The sequence below is a fragment of the Amycolatopsis decaplanina DSM 44594 genome (assembly GCF_000342005.1).
In the GTDB taxonomy this organism is placed as follows: domain Bacteria; phylum Actinomycetota; class Actinomycetes; order Mycobacteriales; family Pseudonocardiaceae; genus Amycolatopsis; species Amycolatopsis decaplanina.
Genome location: NZ_AOHO01000068.1, coordinates 363095 through 381306, shown reverse-complemented (window position 1 = coordinate 381306; position 18212 = coordinate 363095). Strand labels below are relative to the sequence as shown.

General features: G+C 69.2%; 15 protein-coding genes. 10 read left to right on the top strand and 5 right to left on the bottom strand.

Translation table 11 applies throughout. The features are described from left to right. The first annotated feature begins 25 nt into the window (after window positions 1-25). A complete protein-coding gene (locus tag H074_RS40790; RefSeq protein ID WP_161630700.1) occupies window positions 26-571 on the top strand; it encodes an SRPBCC family protein in 546 nt (181 codons plus the stop codon). On the opposite strand, the gene mptB is transcribed toward H074_RS40790, so the two are convergent. Continuing rightward, the gene (gene mptB / locus H074_RS26995) at window positions 475-1914 is read right to left on the bottom strand and encodes a polyprenol phosphomannose-dependent alpha 1,6 mannosyltransferase MptB (RefSeq protein ID WP_007033249.1); all 1440 of its coding nucleotides are present in this window, start codon (window positions 1912-1914) and stop codon (window positions 475-477) included. The genes H074_RS40790 and mptB overlap by 97 nt on opposite strands. A gap of 111 nt (window positions 1915-2025) precedes the next feature. Between mptB and H074_RS26990 the strand changes: the two genes are divergently transcribed. The 4 genes from H074_RS26990 to H074_RS26975 all read left to right on the top strand — a co-directional run bounded on the left by H074_RS26990 (window position 2026) and on the right by H074_RS26975 (window position 6170). Next, on the top strand, window positions 2026-2661 hold the full coding sequence (locus H074_RS26990; protein WP_007033248.1) for a DUF4230 domain-containing protein: 636 nt from the start codon (window positions 2026-2028) through the stop codon (window positions 2659-2661). A gap of 58 nt (window positions 2662-2719) precedes the next feature. Beyond that, window positions 2720-5062 carry a molybdopterin oxidoreductase family protein gene (locus H074_RS26985; RefSeq protein ID WP_235096894.1) on the top strand — a complete coding sequence of 781 codons (2343 nt, stop codon included), beginning with the start codon at window positions 2720-2722 and terminating at the stop codon, window positions 5060-5062. 3 nt (window positions 5063-5065) lie between these two features. Then, the gene (locus tag H074_RS26980; protein ID WP_007033246.1) at window positions 5066-5524 is read left to right on the top strand and encodes a hypothetical protein; all 459 of its coding nucleotides are present in this window, start codon (window positions 5066-5068) and stop codon (window positions 5522-5524) included. Window positions 5525-5609: 85 nt separating this feature from the next. Further along, window positions 5610-6170: an SRPBCC family protein gene (locus H074_RS26975; protein ID WP_007033245.1), complete on the top strand. Its 561-nt coding sequence runs from the start codon at window positions 5610-5612 to the stop codon at window positions 6168-6170. A 63-nt stretch (window positions 6171-6233) separates the two neighbouring features. On the opposite strand, the gene H074_RS26970 is transcribed toward H074_RS26975, so the two are convergent. Both H074_RS26970 and H074_RS26965 read right to left on the bottom strand, forming a co-directional pair. Further along, window positions 6234-7487: a cation:proton antiporter gene (locus H074_RS26970; protein WP_039923458.1), complete on the bottom strand. Its 1254-nt coding sequence runs from the start codon at window positions 7485-7487 to the stop codon at window positions 6234-6236. 44 nt (window positions 7488-7531) lie between these two features. After that, the gene (locus tag H074_RS26965; RefSeq protein WP_007033243.1) at window positions 7532-8734 is read right to left on the bottom strand and encodes a helix-turn-helix domain-containing protein; all 1203 of its coding nucleotides are present in this window, start codon (window positions 8732-8734) and stop codon (window positions 7532-7534) included. Between the two features lie 156 nt (window positions 8735-8890). Between H074_RS26965 and H074_RS26960 the strand changes: the two genes are divergently transcribed. Further along, entirely contained in the window at window positions 8891-10708 is a 1818-nt protein-coding gene (locus H074_RS26960) for a flavin-containing monooxygenase (RefSeq protein WP_007033242.1), read from the top strand. Window positions 10709-10892: 184 nt separating this feature from the next. On the opposite strand, the gene H074_RS26955 is transcribed toward H074_RS26960, so the two are convergent. Continuing rightward, complete coding sequence (locus H074_RS26955; protein WP_007033241.1) at window positions 10893-11852, bottom strand: helix-turn-helix transcriptional regulator; 960 nt, start codon at window positions 11850-11852, stop codon at window positions 10893-10895. Between the two features lie 92 nt (window positions 11853-11944). Here H074_RS26955 and H074_RS26950 point away from each other — a divergent pair, with 92 nt between their 5' ends. From H074_RS26950 to H074_RS26935, 4 genes are all read left to right on the top strand, one after another. Continuing rightward, window positions 11945-12508 carry a DinB family protein gene (locus H074_RS26950; protein ID WP_007033240.1) on the top strand — a complete coding sequence of 188 codons (564 nt, stop codon included), beginning with the start codon at window positions 11945-11947 and terminating at the stop codon, window positions 12506-12508. Window positions 12509-13122: 614 nt separating this feature from the next. After that, window positions 13123-15159 carry an acyltransferase family protein gene (locus H074_RS26945; RefSeq protein ID WP_007033239.1) on the top strand — a complete coding sequence of 679 codons (2037 nt, stop codon included), beginning with the start codon at window positions 13123-13125 and terminating at the stop codon, window positions 15157-15159. A gap of 118 nt (window positions 15160-15277) precedes the next feature. Next, window positions 15278-16033 (top strand): carbon-nitrogen hydrolase family protein, encoded by a 756-nt coding sequence (locus tag H074_RS26940; protein ID WP_007033238.1) that lies wholly within the window; start codon window positions 15278-15280, stop codon window positions 16031-16033. Next, the gene (locus tag H074_RS26935) at window positions 16030-17721 is read left to right on the top strand and encodes a flavin monoamine oxidase family protein (RefSeq protein ID WP_007033237.1); all 1692 of its coding nucleotides are present in this window, start codon (window positions 16030-16032) and stop codon (window positions 17719-17721) included. Before H074_RS26940 ends, H074_RS26935 begins: the two co-directional genes overlap by 4 nt. On the opposite strand, the gene H074_RS26930 is transcribed toward H074_RS26935, so the two are convergent. After that, window positions 17685-18197: a VanZ family protein gene (locus H074_RS26930; protein ID WP_007033236.1), complete on the bottom strand. Its 513-nt coding sequence runs from the start codon at window positions 18195-18197 to the stop codon at window positions 17685-17687. The genes H074_RS26935 and H074_RS26930 overlap by 37 nt on opposite strands. Between the last annotated feature and the right edge of the window lie 15 nt (window positions 18198-18212).

The following is an 18212-nucleotide window of genomic DNA, read 5'->3' as shown; positions in this document are numbered from 1 at the left end:
AAGGTCTCTAGAACTGGGAGGCGCGATGCGCGTGTGGAACAGGCACTACCGGATCGTCGACGTGGCACAGGAACGCGCCGGCGCGTTGATCGACACATTGTCCTCGGACGGCGACCGGCTCTGGCCCGTCGGCGCCTGGCCGCCGATGCGGTTCGACCGGGCACTCGGGGTGGGAGCGGCCGGCGGGCACGGACCGGTGCGGTACCGCGTCGAGTCTTACGAACCCGGAAGGTCCGTGCGGTTCCGGTTCACCGCGCCGCGCGGCTTCGACGGGTTCCACGAATTCACCCTGCGTGCGACGGAAACCGGGAAGACCGAACTCGCGCACCTCATGGTGCTCCGGCTCCGGCATCCCGCTTGGATGACCTATCCGCTGCTGTGGCGGCCGTTGCACGACGCCCTGCTGGAGGATTGCCTGGACCGCGCCGAACGTGAACTCACCGGCACGGTCCGGACGCCCGCGCGATGGGGGCGTTACGTCCGGCTCTTGCGTAACCTGATCTCCGGCAAGAGACCTTTTCGCTTGAGCACGAACAAAGTGCCGCCGACGAGCACGACGGCGATCAGGTAACCCAGCGCCAACGACACGGCGCCACCGTTCGCGGGCGGGAGCAGAACGCCGAACACCGCGCTGACGACGGCGAGGATCCAGCGACCTCGGCCGGTCGTCAGGCTCACGGCCAGCAGCGCGACCGTCCACAAGAGATACCAGGGCTGCACGACCGGCCCGAGGACCAGCATCGCGGCGAAGGTCAGCCCAGCGCCATGGAGGGGGTGCAGCTTCTCGCGGTACGTGAGCCACAACAGCCTGGCGCCGACGGCGAGGCCGAGGATCGCGCCGACGATCGAGAAGACCTTGATCGCGCCGTCGGTCAGGTCCGCCCCGAAGATCTTGCCCACCCCGCCGACGAGGAAGCCGAGTTCGTTGGTGGGCGCCATCCAGCTGTGGACCTGCCCGGAAACCCCGGACAGCACGCGCACCCAGCCGAAACCGAGCCCGCTGCCGAGCGAGATCGCCACGGTGACCGCGGCGAATCCGGCGGGCAGCCCGAGCGCGACAGCCACCCGGCCCGCGGGCGTCGCCCGGCGGAACAGATCGACGCCGACGAACAGCAGACCCGCGACGGCCACGATCTTGATGTTCGCGGCCGCGCTCACCGCGATCACGCCCGCCGCGATCAGCGACGGCCGGGCCGCGCCGGTCTTCGCCGCGCCCATGAGGACGAGTTCCAGCCCGGCGACCATCAGCCCGACCATGAGCCCGTCGTTGTGCACGCCCGCCACGACGTGCCACAGTACGAGCGGGTTGAGCAGGGCCAGCCACAGCGCGATCGACGGTGAAACCCCGACGCGGCGGGCGAGCCGGGGGAGTGCCCACGCCATGAGCACGATCCCGATCAGGCCCAGCAGCCGGTGCAGCAGCACGGTCGGCACGAAGGCGTCCCCGGCAACGTGGGCGATCGTGCGGGCCAGCGCGACGAACGCGGGACCGTACGGCGCGGGCGTGTCCCGCCAGTAGTGGCTGACCGCCATCGTCACCGGCGAATCGGCGCCGAGCGCTTCCGCCGGCCCCACGAGATAGGTGTCGAATCCCTTGGCCGCGATCAGGCCTTGCGCCAGGTAACTGTTGATGTCGCCGCTGAACAGCGGGCGCGCGAACAGCAGTGGCGCGCACCACGAGACCGCGATCCAGTACAGCCGCCGCTCGGGCAGTCCGGCGGCGAGCCGTCCGATGCCCAGCCAGGACAGCACGAGGGTGGCCATCCCGGCGACGCCCAGGGCCACCACCAGCACCGAAGGGAGGCCGATCCCGGAGGTGACCAGCACCAGAACGGCGATTCCGAGGAAACCCGCCCAGTGCAACGCCGAGATGTTCAGCCCGGTCTTCTCCGGCGCGGGCAAGACGTTCTGCATGCGGTCAAACTACTCCAAGTGCGAGATCCGGTTCCGCCGATCGCAGGTGAAACCGGCATGCGCGCTTCGAAGCCGCGTTCGCCGGGTACTTGATGCGCTGGAGAGGCGGTGGTGGGTGTGAAGAAACGCTGGGTGCGTCTCGGGGTGTTCGCGCTGGTCGGGCTCCTTGTCATCGCCGCGGCACTGCAGATCACCGGGCTGCTGCCGAAGCTGGATCCGTTCGGGACGTCCACTGTGGACCGTTCGCAGCCCGCGGTGCTCCAGGCGGTCCGGGATCTGAGTCAGTATCACACGGCGGTCGGCGACTACCAGGTCGTCGTCGACATCGAGAAGGATGTCAAGTGGGTGCCCGCGAGTATCGCCGGGGAACGCACCCTGTTCGTCGCGGCGGGTTCTGTCGACGCGTACGTCGATTTCGGCCCGCTGCTGGAGAATTCGCTCACCGTCTCCGAAGACCGCCGATCGGTTGAGGTCCGGCTGCCCGAACCGAAGCTGGCGAAACCCAATCTGGACAACCAGCGCAGCTACGTCTTCGGCCAGGAGCGAGGTCTGATCGACCGGCTCGGCGCACTGGTGTCCGTGCAGGATCAGCGGCAGTTCTACCTCGCGGCGGAGAAACGGATCGGTGAGGCGGCGCAGCAATCCGGCCTGCTCGAACGCGCCAAGGCCAACACCAAGGCGATGCTCACGCAGATGCTGCGGGCGCTGGGCTTCGATGTGACCTTCCCGGCGGAACCGGCCACTTGACCCACTCGCCCGCTTTGTCCGGTGTTTCGGCTGGTGAGCGGCGTGGTACGGCTTCGGCATGAACGTAAACCCGGTGCCGGAGCGGATCGCGGAAGTCTGGGGAGAACGGACCCCGTACCCACGCGGGGACGCTTGGCCCCGCAGAGCGGACGTCCACCTCGAGGCGGGCGTCGGGGAATCCGACGTGGACCGCTGGGTCCAGTCGGCCTGCGTCCTGTGCAGCAACGGATGCGCGTGCGACATCGCGGTGAAGGACGGCCGGATGGTCGGCGTCCGCGGCCGCGAGACCGATCTGGTGAACCACGGCCGGATGGGTCCCAAGGGGCTCTACGGGTCGTGGCAGTGGAGCGGGAAGGACCGGTTGACCCGGCCGCTGATCCGTCGCGACGGTGAACTGGTGGAATCCGACTGGGACACCGCGATGGACCTGATCGTGCGACGCTCCCGGGAGCTGCTGGACGAGTCCGGGCCGCTGTCGCACGGTTTCTACACCAGCGGGCAGTTGTTCCTGGAGGAGTACTACACGCTCGGGGTGATCGGCAAAGCCGGTCTCGGCACACCGCATATGGACGGCAACACCCGGCTGTGCACGGCCACCTCCGCCGCCGCGATGAAGGAGAGCTTCGGCTCCGACGGCCAGCCCGGGACGTACGCCGACATCGACCACTGCGACGCGCTCTTCCTGTTCGGCCACAACATGGCCGAGACACAGACCGTGCTCTGGAGCCGTGTCCTCGACCGGCTCGCCGGGTCCGAGCCGCCCGTGGTCGTCGCCGTCGATCCCAGGCGGACGAAGGTCGCCGAGGCCGCGGAGGAGTCCGGTGGTCTCCATCTCGCTCCCTTGCCCGGCACCAACCAGGCGCTGATGAACGGCCTGGTCCGCGAGCTGATCGTGAACAAATGGATCGACGAGGACTACGTCGCCGCGCACACCCTCGGCTTCTCCGAACTCGAGAAGACCGTCGAGCCGTACACCCCCGGGCACGTCGGCGAGGTCTGCGGGATCGAACCGGACGCGCTGGTGCGGGCCGCGGAGATCTTCGGTACGTCCGAGCGGGTGCTGTCGACCGTGTTGCAGGGCTTCTACCAGTCGCATCAGGCCACCGCCGCGGCCTGTCAGGTCAACAACCTGCACCTGCTGCGGGGGGTGATCGGCAGGCCGGGCGGCGGCGTGCTGCAGATGAACGGTCAGCCCACCGCGCAGAACACGCGCGAATGCGGCGCCGACGGCGACCTTCCCGGATTTCGCAACTGGGAGAACCCCGAACACGTCCGGCAACTGGCCGAACTGTGGAACGTCGAGGAGATGACCATCCCGCACTGGTCGCCGCCGACGCACGCCATGCAGATCTGGCGGTACGCCGAGCAGGGCTCGATCCGGTTCCTCTGGATCTCGGCCACCAACCCGGCCGTCTCGATGCCGGAATTGCCGCGCATCCGGGAGATCCTCGGCAAGGAGGAGCTGTTCGTCGTGGTGCAGGACGGTTTCCACACCGAGACCGCAGAGTTCGCCGACGTCGTCCTCCCCGCCGCGCTCTGGGGCGAGAAACAGGGGACCTTCACCAACGCCAACCGCACGGTGCACCTTTCGGAGAAGGCGGTCGATCCGCCCGGCGAGGCCCGCGCCGATCTGGACATCTTCCTCGACTACGCGCGGCGGATGGACTTCCGTGACCGTGACGGCGATCCGCTGATCGGCTGGCGGACCCCCGAGGCCGCCTTCCGTGCCTGGCAGGAGTGCAGCCGGGGCCGGTTGTGCGACTACAGCGGGCTTTCGTACGACAAACTCCGTGGCGGCAGCGGGATCCAATGGCCTTGTGACCAGGAACGGCCGGACGGCACCGAACGGCTCTACACGGACGGCGTCTTCAGCACGAAGACCGACGCGTGCGAGGACTACGGCCACGACCTGCTCACCGGTGGGACGGTTTCGGCTCAGGAACACCAAGCCCTGCACCCGGACGGGCGCGCGTTCCTCAAGGCCGCGGAATACACGCCTCCGCCGGAGGAACCCGGCGAGCGGTATCCGTTCGTCTGCACGACCGGGCGCACGGTGTACCACTTCCACACGCGGACCAAGACCGGCCGCGCCCCGAAGCTCCGGCGGGCCGCGCCGGAACCCTGGGCGGAACTCGCCGCGGCCGACGCCGCGGAACTCGGGGTCACGGACGGAGACCTCGTCCGGGTGGAGTCCGTCAGGGGCGGTGTCGAGGTGCCGGTGCGGATCGGCCGCGTCCGTCCCGGCGTCGTGTTCCTGCCGTTCCACTACGGCTATTGGGACACGGGCGGGGAGGCCCGTCCTCGCGCCGCCAACGAATTGACCATGACCGAATGGGATCCGGTGTCCAAACAGCCGTTGTTCAAGATCGGTGCCGTCCGCGTCCGCGGGGTGGAGGGCTGACCCATGCATCTCGCCACCTATCTCGGGCTCCTGCACACTTCCCTGACCACGCTCGCCGGCGCCTTCCGGGAGGTCGGCCGAGGCCACGGTGAGGAGCCCGACGTCGAGCAGACGTGCCTGCTGCTCGCCGGGCGGATCGACCGGCAGACCGAGGCGCTCGCCCCGATCGTCGAGCGGTACGGCGAAGACCGCGAGCAGGAACCAGAACGGCTCCACGCCGTGGGCCTGGAAGGCACCCGCGGCGGCGGTGTCGGGCTGCTACGGGACCTGCAAGACCTCTATGCCCTCTCCTCGTTCACCGACATCACCTGGACCGTGGTCGGCCAGGCCGCCCAGGGACTGCGTGACCGGGAATTGCTCGACCTGGTCGAAGAACACGAACAGGAGACCGCGCGGCAACTGACCTGGCTCCGTACGCGGATGAAGCAAGCCGCTCCCCAGGCGCTCATCGCCGCCCGATGATTCCGCGTCCGTGCTGTGCTCACCGGGCCGGTCTTGACCGGGCGGGCTCGTGCTGGTGGGCTGGCGAGGTCGACTGGGAGGCACGATGGCGACGAAGCCGAAGGAAAGCCTGACCTACAGCGAGCCGATCGCCACCGGCGAGGTGACGATCGGCACCGCCCCCGAAGCGGTGTACCGGCTCGTCAGTGATCCGGTCGCGATGGCGGAGTGCACCGAGGAACTCCGCAAGGCACGCTGGATCCGCGGCGCGACCGAGGCGCGCGTCGGGAACTGGTTCGCCGGCAGCAACCGCAACGGACGGCGGCGCTGGGTGACCCACGCCGAGATCATCGAGGCCGAACCCGGACGCCGGTTCGCCTACCGGGTGCGCACGCCGTTCTTCGTGCCGATTTCCCGGTGGGAGTACGACATCACCCCCGACGGCGTTGGCAGCCGTCTCACCGTGACGAACTGGCTGCGGGTGCCCCCGTGGTTCGTCCCGATCGCCATCCTCATCACCGGCGAGCCCGACCGCGCCGGGACCAACCGGGCCAACATCGCCACCACGTTGCAGCGGGTGAAAGCCCGGCTCGAGGGCCGGGAATGGCGCAGGGAGGGCCGGTGGCAGGCCGAGGAGGTTTCGCGAAAGCCACTTTCGCGACGTTGAAGGTTGCGAGAGTAGCTTTCGCGACACGTGTCAGGTGGGCATCGCGGTCCAAGTGGCCTTTGCTCACTCGCTCCGGAAGTTCTGCATCCCCCGGTCCTCCAGTTTGCGCATCACCGGGCCGGACAGCAGTCCGTGCACGAACACCGACACCGCGATCGTCAGCGCCGTGACCCGCCACAGCGAGTCGGCCATCGGGAAATCGCCGTGCCCCAGCGCGTAGGACAGGTAGTAGAGACTGCCGATGCCGCGGATACCGAAGAACGCGATCGCCGTCGCCGCCGGACGAGTGGTGGCGCCACCGAGCAGGGCCAGTCCGCCGAACAACGGGCGGACGATGCCCACCGCCGCCACCGCCACCAGGACTTCGACGAGTCTCAGACCGGCCAGTAGCCCGTCTCCCAACGCGACGCCGAGACCGAGCAAGGCCAGCGCGACGAAGAGCCTTTCGAGCTGATCGCCGAATTCGTGCAGCACCCCGTGGTACTCGTGCGACCGCTCGCTGGCGCGGATGGTCGCGGCGGCGGTGAACACCGCGACGAAACCGATGCCGCCCAACCACTCGCAGAGCGCGAAGGGGAGGAACGCGATGGCCAGCACCACCAGCCCGTCGGAGTATTCGCCAAGGCGCAGCCTTTCGTGCCGCACCCGGAACATCAGCCAGGACAGCAACCGGCCACAGGCGAGGCCGATCAGTACGGCGATCGCGAGCGGGACGACGACCTCGGTCAGCAGCCAGGGCGCGGGAGACGGGCTCGCCGTTCCGGCCAGTGCGATGGCCAGCACCACGAACGGCATCGCCAGGCCGTCGTTGAGCCCGGCTTCCGAGGTCAGCGTGAACCTGATCTCGTTGTCCGAGCCTCGCCCGTCGTCCGTGTGCGGCGCGGGCACCTGGACGTCGCTCGCCAGTACCGGGTCGGTCGGCGACAGCACGGCACCCAGCAGCAGCGCTGCGGCGGGGGACAGGGCGAGCGCCCACCAGCCGAGCAGGGCGACCGCGCACACCGACAGCGGCAGCGCGATCGCCAGCAGCCGCCACGTCGAGTTCCACGCCCGCCAGCCGATCGACCGGTCGGATTTCAGCCCCGCGCCGACCAGTGACACCAGCACACCGAGTTCGGTGATCACTTCGACCGCGCCCACATGTGACCGCGGGTCGAGTACCCCCTGGCCATAGGGATGTCCGAAGGGGAGCAGCCCGAAAAGCAGCCCGCCCATCAGCAGGACCAGCGGCATCGACAGCACCCGTTCGTGCAACAGGTTCGGCAGCACGGCCGCGCACAGCGCCAGAACGCCCGCGCCGGCGAGCAAGATCTCCATTCGCGCGGAGTACCCGGCCTGATCGTCGGGCAACCGGGTGCGGTTCAGCCGCCGACTTCTGCTCCTCTGTGGACTGTCAGGCCGACGCCCGCGGCCAGCCGGTACGGCCGGGTGTCCACAATGGCCCCGAGCAACCGTCGCAGCCGGGAGACCTCGGCGCGGACGGTGACGAGGTGTTCGGCGTCGCCGTAGAGCGCCCGGCTGAGCGCCTCGGCCGAAAGCCCGCTCGGGCCCGCCGTGTCGAGGTGCACCAGGATCTCCGCGTGCCGGGGTGTCACGGTGCGGACCCAGCCGACGTCACCCGACGCCATCCGCAGCATCGGCGCGTGGCCGAGTTCGAGATCCAGCCGGACCCGGCGCGCGGTGTCGGCGGGGCGTACGAGCCAGCCTTCGGCCAGCCGTTCGGGCAGGCAGGCGCCGAGTCCTGGAACGGCGAGGATCTGCCCGTCCGCCGGCGCGGCGATCCGCGCGCCGGAGGCGACCCCGGCGGAGTGGGCCACCCAGCCGTCGTCGTCCACCAGCAGCACCGGGCCGCCCGCACCGGTCACCACCGGTTCGGCGGTGCGGCGCAATCGGTCGAGTCCCTGCTGGTGGTGCCGCCAGAGTTCGGATTCGACCAGCCGCCGCCCGGTCTCCACCAGCGCCCCGATCGCCGGGTGCAGGGTCAGCGCGGGACCGCTGACGTCGATCACGCCGAGCAGTTCGCCGGTGCGCGGATCATGCACCGGCGACGCGGTGCAGTACCAGGGATGCTGGCCCTGTTCGAAATGTTCCCCGGCGAGCAGTTCCACCGGCGCGGCCTCGGCGAGCGCGGTGCCGATCGCGTTGGTGCCGACCCTGGTCTCGGTCCAGTCGGCGCCTTCGGTGAAGCCCAGGGTGTCGGCCCGGCGCCGCACGGCGGGCGAACCCACCCGCCAGAGGATGATGCCCTCGGCGTCGGTCACCACCAGCAGCATGTTCGCGGTGTCGGCCGTCGCGCCGACCACCTGGCCGAGGTCTTCGATCACCCAGCGGAGCGGGGAGGTGCGGCGACGGCGGGCGACCTCGTCGAGCGGCACCGAATCCCGGGTGTTCACCCCGTCCGCGGCGAGCCCCAGGCTCAGCATCCGTGACCATGACCGCGAAACCAGCGGCCGCGGCCGGACACGCGGACGCCCGCCGCCGATCACGGCTTCGTGCATCCGGATCAGGTCCCGTGCGTGCATCGGCAGGTCGACGCCTGGGGGGACCGAGCTGTGCACGCCCACAGGTCACCTCCGCACCATCGCGTCGACTGAACAGCATAGGACCGCCGGACGAGGCGCGCCATGAGCCGAGGTGCAACACCCTGCAACCCTTGCCGCCGCATCCGCCGGCGGCGTGTGATCGGGGTAACAGCCGAACACCGAAGTTGGGGAGTGGCCATGACACAGACGGTGGACCGGATCGAGGCGACGGGCTCGCCGCAGGCTCGGGTTGACGCCTGGTTGAGCCGGTTCGAATCGGCCCTCGCCGCGCGCGATGTCGAAGCCGCCGCCGCGCTCTTCGCCGTCGACAGTTACTGGCGTGACCTGGTCGCCTTCACCTGGACGATCAAGACGGTCGAAGGCCGCGACGAGGTGGCCGGCCTGCTCGGCGCCTGCCTCGACCGGATCGAGCCGTCCGGATTCCGCACCACCGAGACACCGACCGAAGCCGACGGTGTGACAGAAGCGTGGCTGGAGTTCGAAACCGCGACCGGACGCGCGAAGGGGCACTTGAGGCTGAAGGACGAAGGCGCCTGGACGCTGCTGACGAGCCTGCGCGAGCTCAAAGGTTTCGAGGAACGCCGCAACGATCAGCGGCCGAAGGGCGTCGAGCACGGCATCGTCCGCGGCCGGAAGTCGTGGGCCGAGAAACGCGAGGAGGAACGGACCCGGCTCGGCTATGAGCAGCAGCCGTACGTCGTCGTCATCGGCGGCGGCCAGGGCGGGATCGCGCTCGGCGCCAGGCTGCGGCAGCTCGACGTGCCCACCCTGGTACTGGAACGCAACGAGCGGCCGGGCGACTCGTGGCGCAAGCGGTACAAGAACCTCTGCCTGCACGACCCGGTCTGGTACGACCACCTGCCCTACCTGCCGTTCCCGGACAACTGGCCGGTGTTCGCGCCCAAGGACAAGATCGCCGACTGGCTCGAGATGTACACGCGGCTCATGGAGGTCCCGTACTGGACCGGCACCGAGGTGACTTCCGCCTCCTGGGACGAGGAAAAGCGGCAGTGGCTGGTGACCGTCGTCCGCGAGGGCGAGGAACTGGTGCTCACGCCACGGCACGTCGTGTTCGCGACCGGGATGTCCGGCAAGCCGAATCTCCCGTCGTTCCCCGGAATGGACGTTTTCGAGGGCGATCAGCACCATTCGTCCCAGCACCCCGGCCCGGACTCCTACGGCGGCAAGAAGGCGGTCGTGGTCGGCTCCAACAACTCCGCGCACGACATCTGCGCGGCACTGTGGGAACACGGCGCCGACGTCACCATGGTGCAACGGTCCTCGACGCATGTGGTGAAGTCGGATTCGTTGATGGAGCTGGGACTCGGCGACCTGTACTCGGAACGCGCGGTGCGGGCGGGAATCACCACCGACAAGGCGGACATGATCTTCGCGTCGATCCCGTACCGGATCATGCCGCGGTTCCAGATCCCCGTGTACGACGCGATCCGTGAGCGGGACGCGGACTTCTACGCGCGGCTGGAAGCGGCCGGGTTCCGGCACGACTGGGGCGACGACGGCTCCGGCCTGTTCCTGAAGTACCTGCGGCGCGGCTCCGGCTACTACATCGACGTCGGCGCGTCGGAACTGGTCGCCGACGGGAAGATCAAGCTGGCCCACGGTCAAGTCGACCATCTGACCCGTGACGCGGTGGTGCTGGCCGACGGCACGGAACTGAAGGCGGACCTCGTCGTCTACGCCACCGGCTACGGCTCGATGAACGGCTGGGTCGCCGACCTCGTCGGGCAGGAGACCGCGGACCTCGTCGGCAAGTGCTGGGGCCTGGGCTCCGGGACGACGAAGGACCCCGGACCGTGGGAGGGGGAGCAGCGCAACATGTGGAAGCCCACGCGCAAGGAAGGCCTGTGGTTCCACGGCGGGAACCTGCACCAGTCGCGGCACTACTCCCTTTACCTCGCGCTGCAACTGAAAGCGCGCTACGAGGGCATCCCGACGCCGGTGTTCGGCGTGCAGGAGGTACACCACAAGTCGTGAGGGGCCCGGCACGGGTCAGCGCCAACTCGCGGATGCCGAGGAGTGTCACCGAGACTCGGCGCCGGGTACCGCCTCCAGACCCTGGGCGGTCCTGGCGCCGGGGGTACCGCCTCCGGACCCTGGGCGGTCGACGGCGCCGGGAACCGTCCCCAGACCCTGGGCGGTCCCGGCGTCGTATCCGTGTTCAGCGGGTCCCGGCCGCTTTCGCATAACGACGGGCCAGGACGGCGAAAGCCTCCCGCAGTTCGGGAGGCCCGACGACCTCGATGTCGGCGTCGAACCGGCCGATACTCGCCGCGAGCCCGGCCCACGACCACGACCCCAGCACCAGACGGCACCGATCCGGCCCGAGTTCTTCCACCACACCATCGCGGACGTAGTGGGACACCGTGGCCGCGGGGAGATCGAGGACGACCTCCCCGCGGCATGACCACTCGCCGGACTCGGACGAGCCACGGAACCGGCTCGCGACGAAGGTGGCGACATCGGGGGCCGGCAGTTCACGCGGCGTGAACCGCGGACCGGCCGGTGTGCGAGGGGAGATCCGGTCGGCCCGGAAGGTGCGCCAGTCCGCGCGATCGAGGTCCCAGGCGACGAGATACCAGCGGCCGTGCCAGGTGACGAGGTGATGCGGTTCCACCCGGCGCGGCGGGAAAGCTCCGGCGTAGTCGAACCGCAGGATCTCGCGGGCGTGCACGGCCGCGCCGAGCGCGAGCAGGACGTCGCCGTCGACGCGGGGATCCGCTCGGCTCGCGGGCGATTCCACGGCGGTGACCCGCAGCGTGTCGATCCGGCGCCGCAGTCGCGAGGGCATCACCTGCCGGACGGTGTGCAGCGCCCGCATCGCCGCCTCCTCGATCCCCGCGCCGCTGGTGGTGGCGATCTGGAGCGCGACCGCCAGCGCGACCGCCTGGTCGTCGTCGAACAGCAGCGGCGGCAGTTCGGACCCGGCGTCGAGCCGGTACCCGCCGTCGGGACCCTTGATGGTCGCGATGGGGTACCCGAGTTCGCGAAGCCTGTCGACGTCGCGCCGCACCGTGCGTGGGCTGATGTCCAGCCGCTCGGCCAGCAGCGCTCCCGGCCAGTCGCGGCGGGCCTGCAGCAACGAGAGCATCGACAGCAGGCGCGCGGAGGTCTTCGGCATGTTTTCCATGATGCCCCGAGTAGCGGCCACAACCTGTCCTCTACCCCTGCGAAGGTCGTCGTGTGCCAGAAAACGACAACACGGAGGGCCCGATGATTGCCACCATCCTCGACGCCGAGCGCGCCGATCTGCTCGAAGCCCTCGACACCATCCGCGCGGCGCTGACCGCCACCGTCCAGGGGCTCACGGACGAGCAGCTCGACGCGCATCCGACGGTCAGCGAGCTGAGCCTCGGAGGACTGATCAAACACGTCACCTCGATCGAGGAGATGTGGCTGCGTTTCGTGGTCGAAGGCCCGTCCGCGATGGCCTACGACCTGCCGGAAGGCGTCACCTGGGCCGACATCGGCGCCGGGACCGCCCGCGAGTTCCCGCAGTGGGCGATCGACCACCAGAACAACTTCAGGATGCTGCCCGGCGACACCCTGGCTGGGATCCTCGCGCGATACGAGCAGGTGGCCGCGAGGACGAAGGAGATCGTCTCGTCGATTCCGGACCTGTCGGCCACGCATCCGCTGCCGGAGGCGCCCTGGAACCCGCCGGGCGCGGTGCGCAGCGTGCGCCGGGTGCTGGCGCACGTCATCGCCGAGACCGCGCAGCACGCCGGCCACGCCGACATCCTGCGCGAGAGCATCGACGGCCAGAAGTCGACCTGAGCCTCGTACCTCTCGTGAGTGGTAAGGACGGTTCTGGCGGACCGGTGTTTGCTTGCCTGCCGGACCTGACCCCGTCTTGGTGCCGCGGTGTCGGCCGCCGGGTTTGGGTTGCAGAGACATGATCAACGGAGGATGGGGGACGTTGGGTGTCCTAATTCCTTCATGGACGGTCCCGATACCCGCTGGGATCGTCGCCCTCGTGCAGGTCGGCAAGTACATGATGGCCCCCTTCCTTGCGCCTGGCGCAAGGAAGGGGGCCATCATGTACCGCGCGCGGCCTTCGCGCGGGACCGCTGTGACTGCTGGTGTGTCTGGGGCCGCAGATGCCGTTCGGGTGTCCGCGACTCGACACCTTTGTCTCACCCCTCAATAGAACCGCCCTTACCCACGGGACCAGCCCCGATGTCGACCCGGGGTGGTGTCCTGAAGGGTCCCTTTGAGACGTTCATCGTCCCAAGGGTGGCCTTCAGGACATTTCCGTAAGGCCGGCGCGAGGGCGTGGGGCCGCCCCATACCTGTCCGCGGTCATCCGATCATCCGAACCTAAGCTCGCTCACAGCTTCCTGCCGTAGGGTCCCCGTCCGTCGGCGGCCGGTGATCATGGTGGTGGTTGTGTGCGGGAGACGGAGCGGCGGTTCCGCCCGGAGATCCAGGGATTGCGGGCGCTGGCGTGTGTGCTGGTGGTCGTCTACCACGTGTGGCTCGGCCGGATTTCCGGCGGCGTCGACGCGTTCTTCCTGATCTCCGGGTTCCTCGTCACCGGTCAGCTCTACCGCGCGGCGGCGCGCGGGAAGATCGAGTACCGGCCGATGTGGGGCCGGATGATCAAACGGCTGTTCCCGGCCGCGCTCACCGTGCTGCTGCTGATCGTCGCGGTGAGCATGGTGCTGTTGCCGCAGAACCGCTGGTTCCAGACGATCAAGGAGGTCGTCGCCTCCGCCCTGTACCTGGAGAACTGGCAGCTGGCGGCGGATTCCACCGACTACTTCGCGCAGCACGACTCGGCCAGCGTGGTCCAGCATTTCTGGTCGCTGTCGATCCAGGGGCAGTTCTACGTGGTCTGGCCGCTGCTGGTCGGCCTGGTGCTGCTGATCGCCAAGAAGGCGGGCCGGAACGTCCGGCCGATGCTTCTCGGCGTTCTCGGCGCGGTGTTCGCGGTGTCGCTGGCCTACTCGGTGTGGCTGACCGCGGTCGATCAGCCGCTGGCGTACTTCGATTCGTTGACGCGGGTGTGGGAGTTCGCGCTCGGGGGTCTGCTCGCCTTGCTCCTCGACCGGGTTCCGGTGCCCCGGCCGGCGCGTGTCGTGTTCGGCTGGGCCGGGGTCGCCGGGCTCGTGTCCTGCGGGCTGGTCCTCCAGGTCGGGGCGGTCTTTCCCGGCTATCTCGCGCTGTGGCCGACACTGTCGGCGGCGCTGGTGATCCTCGCGGGCGACACCGCGTTCTCCGGCGGCGCGGATCGCTTCCTCGGCAGCCGTCCGCTGAAGTACCTGGGCGACCTCAGCTACGCGCTCTACCTCTGGCACTGGCCGGTCCTGGTGTTCTACCTCGTCGCCCGTGACCGGGAAGAGGTCGGCCTGCGCGGCGGCGCGGTGATCATCGCGCTGGCGTTCGTTCTCGCGGTGCTGACCCATCACCTGGTCGAGAAGCCGATCCGCGTGTCCGCGATCGGCGTGAAGAACCGTTGGGGCGCCTACCGGTTCGGAGTCGCGACGCTCGCGGCCGTGCTCGCCGCGACAGGCGCCTGGCAGTGGGTGAGCGTGAGCCAGGCGGAAAACTACGCGATCGCGGTCGACGATCCCGACCACCCCGGCGCGCTCGCGCACACCGAAGGGTTCACCTACTGGGGCGCCGCCGACGCCGCGCTCGTCCCGTCGTTCGTCGCGGTGTCCGAAGACTGGGCAGGGATCGACCCGGCCCGGTGCGGCATGTCCCCGCGCAACGACGGCCTCGAGGTCTGCACCTCGCAGACCTCGGGGCATCCCGCCCGCCGGATCGTGGTCGCCGGCGACTCGCACGCCGGGCAGTTCCTCGGCGCCCTGCTCCCGGTCGCCGAAAAGAAGAACTGGGAAGTGACGTCGATCCTGCGTGGCGGCTGCCCCTTCTCCACCGACTCCGACGCGGTGCCGGGCGATCAGTCCTGCGTCGACTGGAACACCGCCGTGGTGGACGAGATCGTCACCACCCGGCCGGACGCGGTACTGACCATCGGCACCAGGGACGTCAAGCCAGGTGTCGAGGAACGGGTTCCCGCCGGCTACATCGCCCAGTGGCGGAAGGTCGACGAAGCGGGCGTCCCGGTGCTGGCGGTGCGGGACAACCCGCGCTTCGGCCAGTCGCCGTCGGCGTGTGTCGAGAGCCGCGGAGCGGAGGCGCCCGAGTGCGCCACGCCCCGCTACGACCTCTACGCCGCCGAGCCGCCCTATGCGGCGCTGCCGGATCTCCCGCCGAACGTGCGGTTCCTCGATTTCAGCGACTACTTCTGCACGGCCGAGGTCTGCCCGCCGGTGATCGGCAACGTGCTCGTCTACCTCGACGACAACCACGTCAGCGGTACCTACATGTCGACGATGTCGGCCATCGCGGAGAAGGCGATCACCGAGGCGCTCGGCTGGGCGGACGACCACGTGGAGGAGCCGCCGCCGGGCGGGTGATCCAGACAACAAATCGCCGCTGAATTGCAGCATGCTGCACTGACTCGATGGTCTGCCAATATTTTGCGCAACGATTCGTCCTTATTGGCGCATCAAAACGGCGGATATCGTCGTCGGCATGAAGATCGTCGTCCATCAGGGCTCGTATGCCGAGCTGCCGTCCGCCGTCGCGGCATCGGGCGCCGATCTCGTGATCGCCGCCGAGATGATCACCACCGGCTACCACATCGGCGCCCGCTCCCACGAGCTCGCCGAACCGGCCGACGGTCCGACGGCGGCCCGGATGTCCGTGCTGGCAAGGGAAACCGGCGTCGCACTGGTTTACGGATACCCCGAGTCCGACGGTGGCCGCGTGTACAACAGCGTCCAGCTGATCGGCCCCGGCGGACAGCGTCTGGCGAACTACCGCAAGACGCATCTGTTCGGCGACATCGACCGCGACTGGTTCGAGCCGGGCACCGAGGCGGTCGTGCAGGCCGAGCTCGACGGCCTCCGGATCGGCCTGCTGATCTGCTACGACGTCGAGTTCCCCGAACTGGTGCGGGCGCACGCGCTGGCGGGGACCGAACTGCTCGTGGTGCCGACCGCGCTGATGAGCCCGTACGAATTGGTCGCCGACACGCTGGTGCCCGCCCGCGCCTACGAAAGCCAGCTGTTCGTCGCCTACGCGAACCGCTGCGACACCGAACAGGAACTGACCTACTGCGGCCGATCCTGCGTCGTCGCCCCGACCGGCGAAGTGCTCGCCCGCGCGGGCGCCGGTCCGGAGCTGATCAGCGCCGAAGTCACCCGTGACGCGCTCGTCGCGTCGCGGCTGGAGAACACCCACCTGGCCGACCGACGGCCCGATCTGTACCGAGGACTTTCCGCATGACCTCCGCTCTCCCGACCGCGATCCACCACGACGAACCGGCGGGCCGTCCGATCACCATGTTCGGCCCCGATTTCCCGTTCGCCTACGACGATTTCCTCGCGCACCCCGCTGGGCTCGGCTCCCTTCCGGCCGATCGCCACGGCACCGAGGTGGCGGTGATCGGCGGCGGCCTCTCGGGCATCGTCACCGCGTACGAGCTGATGAAACTCGGTCTGCGTCCGGTCGTGTACGAGATCGCCGAGATCGGCGGCCGCCTGCGCACGGTGAACTTCCCCGGCTGCCCGGACGACGTCGTCGCGGAGATGGGCGCGATGCGCTTCCCGCCGGCGTCGACCGCGCTCTTCCACTACATCGACAAGGTCGGCTTGGAGACGACGCCCTTCCCGAACCCGCTGGCGCCGGGCACGCCGAGCACCGTCGTCGACCTCAAGGGGGAGAGCCACTACGCGCGGACGGCGGACGAACTTCCCGCCGTCTTCGGCAAGGTCGCGGCCGCCTGGGACAGCACGCTGTCCGAGCAGGCCGCGTTCACCGAGATGCAGAAGGCGATCCGCGACCGCGACGTGAAGACGATCAAGCGGCTGTGGAACGAACTCGTGCCGCGGCTGGACAACCAGACCTTCTACGGCTTCCTTTGCGACTCGCCCGCGTTCGCCTCCTTCCGCGACCGCGAGATCTTCGGACAGGTCGGCTTCGGGACCGGCGGCTGGGACACCGACTTCCCGAACTCCATCCTGGAGATCCTGCGGGTGGTCTACACCGGAGCGGACGACGAGCACCGCAGCATCGTCGGCGGCAGCAGGCAGCTTCCGTCGCGGTTGTGGGAACACGCGCCCGAGGACATCGCGTTCTGGCCCGCGGGAACGAGTTTGAGCTCGCTCCACGGCGGAAGCCCGAACCCCGGCGTCGCCCGGCTGCACCGCACCGCGCCGAACAACATCACGGTGACCGACACCGAAGGCCGCATTCGCACCTATCCGGCGGCGGTGTTCACCGCGCAGAGCTGGATGCTGCTGTCGAAGATCGAATGCGACGAGGCGCTGTTCCCGATCGATCACTGGACGGCGATCGAGCGTACGCACTACATGGAGTCCTCGAAGGTCTTCGTCCCGGTCGACCGGCCCTTCTGGCTGGACAAGGACCCGGAGACCGGCCGCGACACGATGAGCATGACGCTGACCGACCGCATGCCGCGCGGCACCTACCTGCTCGGCGACGACCCGGACGCGCCCGCGGTGATCTGCCTGTCCTACACCTGGGCCGACGATTCGCTGAAATGGCTGCCGCTTTCGGTCTCCGAGCGGGTCGAGGTGATGCTGCAGTCGCTGCGGGAGATCTATCCGGGCGTCGACGTCCGGCGGCACATCATCGGCGATCCGGTGACCGTGTCCTGGGAGGCCGAACCGCATTTCATGGGCGCGTTCAAGGCCAACCTGCCCGGTCACTACCGCTACCAGCACCGGCTGTTCACCCATTTCAAGCAGGACGGGCTCGAGGAGCGTCACCGCGGTCTCTTCCTCGCGGGCGACGACGTCTCATGGACGGCGGGCTGGGCCGAAGGCGCCGTCCATACGGCGCTCAACGCGGTGTGGGGCGTCCTGCACCACTTCGGCGGTGAGACGGATCCGGCGAACCCGGGACCGGGCGACGTCTATGACGAGATCGCGCCTGTCGAACTGCCGGACTGAGCGCGGCGGTTCACCAGCCGGGTCGTGCCCGCCGCGAGGAGAGCGCCGAGGACCGCGCCGATGGTGTTCATCAGCCAGTCGTTGGTGTCGCAGGCCCGGCCGATCGCGGGCACGAGCGCCTGCAGGGTCTCGACCACCGCGGACAGCGCCGAGCCCGCCGCGAGCATCGTCAGCGGGCGCAGGGACGCCAGCGCGGCGAAGCAGACCGGAGGCAGGAACAGCGCGACGTTGGCCAGGAGTTCCACCGCGCCGAGCGTCGGCAAGGAGAACTGGACGGTGCACAGGACCTCGTCGATCGCCCGGCCGGTGGGGACCAGCGTCAAGGCGATGACCGGCACCAGGGACATCCCGGCGAGCGCCCACAGGATCCGCCGCCTGTCCGCGAACAGGCGACCCAGGACGGCGCAGACGAGCGCGACCAGGAGGATCGCCACCGGCACGAGGGCGGAGTGGTCGAGCAGGAAGTTCGTGATCATGGCGGGCCGATCCTA

Coding starts and splice junctions, on each gene's coding strand:
- H074_RS26950 (WP_007033240.1), top strand. CDS start 11,945: ATGATTGCCACCATCCTCGACGCCGAGCGCGCCGATCTGCTCGAAGCC.
- H074_RS40790 (WP_161630700.1), top strand. CDS start 26: ATGCGCGTGTGGAACAGGCACTACCGGATCGTCGACGTGGCACAGGAA.
- H074_RS26935 (WP_007033237.1), top strand. CDS start 16,030: ATGACCTCCGCTCTCCCGACCGCGATCCACCACGACGAACCGGCGGGC.
- H074_RS26975 (WP_007033245.1), top strand. CDS start 5,610: ATGGCGACGAAGCCGAAGGAAAGCCTGACCTACAGCGAGCCGATCGCC.
- H074_RS26985 (WP_235096894.1), top strand. CDS start 2,720: ATGAACGTAAACCCGGTGCCGGAGCGGATCGCGGAAGTCTGGGGAGAA.
- H074_RS26940 (WP_007033238.1), top strand. CDS start 15,278: ATGAAGATCGTCGTCCATCAGGGCTCGTATGCCGAGCTGCCGTCCGCC.
- H074_RS26980 (WP_007033246.1), top strand. CDS start 5,066: ATGCATCTCGCCACCTATCTCGGGCTCCTGCACACTTCCCTGACCACG.
- H074_RS26970 (WP_039923458.1), bottom strand. CDS start 7,487: ATGGAGATCTTGCTCGCCGGCGCGGGCGTTCTGGCGCTGTGCGCGGCC.
- H074_RS26960 (WP_007033242.1), top strand. CDS start 8,891: ATGACACAGACGGTGGACCGGATCGAGGCGACGGGCTCGCCGCAGGCT.
- H074_RS26930 (WP_007033236.1), bottom strand. CDS start 18,197: ATGATCACGAACTTCCTGCTCGACCACTCCGCCCTCGTGCCGGTGGCG.
- mptB (WP_007033249.1), bottom strand. CDS start 1,914: ATGCAGAACGTCTTGCCCGCGCCGGAGAAGACCGGGCTGAACATCTCG.
- H074_RS26955 (WP_007033241.1), bottom strand. CDS start 11,852: ATGCCGAAGACCTCCGCGCGCCTGCTGTCGATGCTCTCGTTGCTGCAG.